At 66.4% G+C, this 1,305-nt stretch carries 1 protein-coding gene and 1 pseudogene; one reads left to right on the top strand and one right to left on the bottom strand.

Annotation, left to right across the window (positions count from 1 at the left end):
- Window positions 1–318: pseudogene (locus tag AC1D15_RS32760) on the bottom strand (MFS transporter); the annotation flags it as partial.
- Window positions 319–506: 188 nt separating this feature from the next.
- Here AC1D15_RS32760 and AC1D15_RS32755 point away from each other — a divergent pair.
- On the top strand, window positions 507–1,305 hold a 799-nt coding region (locus tag AC1D15_RS32755; protein ID WP_477829346.1), incomplete at its 3' end, for a substrate-binding domain-containing protein.

Here is a 1,305-nt window from a genome sequence, read left to right as displayed (position 1 = left end):
GCCGAGGAACACGAAGAACAGGGTGTACATCCAGCCGAGCGTGGAGACCTTCCAGTCGCAGGTGGTGGTGAACAATTCGGCGAAGAAGCCGACCTCAGGACCGCACTTGATGGCTTCCTTGATGCCCAGCGCCCTCGACAATGGCAACCAGAACACCGAGAAGCCATAGGCCATGCCGATGCAGAGGTGGATGGCCAGGGCGGCCGGTGGGACGAGCCAACGATTGAAGCCAGGGCCTGCGATGGTGCGCTCTTTGTCGAGCAGACCAGCGGCAGGGGCTGGCGCGGATGCTGTCGAATCCGCCGTGGTTGTGGACATTCTTGCTCCCGGGTTTGTGAGTATCGGTATTCAAGGTCCCGCCGGGCTCGCACGGGGCTTGATGCTGCAGTGACACGCAGGCTCCGACTGTAGGCAGGGGCCGGCGTGGCGGCAATATGATGCCGCGGACATAGGCCTGTGAACAAGCAATCGCTTACATGGGCAGGAAAACGATAAGGCCGTAATTCGTGAACAAATTCACCATCAAGCCGCAGTGGACGGTGAGCCGCGAGGGCAGCGGCACGCTGATGCCGCGGCTCATCGAACTGCTGCGCCTCGTGCAGCAGCACGGCAGCCTGGCGCGTGCCTGCGAGGTGAGCGGCTTGTCGTACCGCCATGCATGGCAGATGGTGCGGCAGGGCCATGAGCTGTTCGGTGCGCCGCTGCTGCGCATGTCGCCCGGGCGCAACTCGACGCTGGCGCCGCTGGGCGAGAAGCTGGTGTGGGCCGACCACCGCATCGCGGCGCGGCTGACGCCGCTGTTCGAATCGATCGCCTCGGAACTGGAGGCCGAGATCGCGCAGGCGATGCAGGAGCCGCCGGCGGTGTTGCGGCTGCATGCGAGCCACGGGTTCTCGATCGAGATCCTGCAGCAGCAGTTGCTGGCCGACGGCATGCAGCTCGAATGGAAGTACTGCACCGCGATCGAGGCGGTGTCGGCGGTGTCGAGCTGGCAGTGCGACGTGGCGGGCGTGCACGTGCCGCAGGGCGAGTTCGAAGCGGCGGGCGTGGAGCACTACCGGCCGTGGCTGAGGCCGGGCGAGCAGATGCTGATCGATGTGAGCACGCGGCGGCAGGGCTTGATGCTGCAGAAGGGCAATCCCTTGCGAATCCAGGGCGTGTCCGACCTGGCGCGCGTGGATGTGCGCTTCGTCAGCCGGGATCCGGGGTCGGGCACGCGGCTGCTGCTCGACCTGCTGCTGCAGCAGGCGGGGGTGGACCCGGCGGGGCCGGTCGGCTATGCGCCGTGGGAGCGCACCCATGCGG

Source organism: Rhizobacter sp. P2_H2, assembly GCF_056403375.1.
Note: the sequence above shows the minus strand (reverse complement) of the source record. Positions and strands in the feature narration are given on the sequence as shown.